The 257-nt window shown below is 54.1% G+C and carries 1 pseudogene; it reads right to left on the bottom strand.

Going from position 1 to position 257, the window contains the following annotated elements:
• Nucleotides 1–158: 158 nt before the first annotated feature.
• Nucleotides 159–257 (bottom strand): annotated as a pseudogene (locus SB717_RS37515) (TRAP transporter large permease subunit); the annotation flags it as partial.

A 257-nucleotide genomic window follows, 5' to 3' on the forward strand; every position in this document is an offset into this window, starting at 1 on the left:
TGGTCGATACGGCGATCCTGTACTTAAAAGCCCCATATTTAGCTGGAGGAAAAACCCCTTTTGGAATTGATTGTGCGGGATTTGCCCAAATGGTCTATAAAATTAATGGATATTCCTTGGCGCGAACAGCTATGGAGCAATCCAAACAAGGGGAGGCAGGGCGTGTCGGTGTACTCCACCATAAGGAAGGCGGCGGCGCCCATGACCGGCGGCATGATTTGGCCGTTGACCGAGGAAGCGACCTCGACCGCGCCCGC

The organism is Priestia sp. SIMBA_032 (genome assembly GCF_046535215.1).
GTDB lineage: Bacteria > Bacillota > Bacilli > Bacillales > Bacillaceae_H > Priestia > Priestia aryabhattai.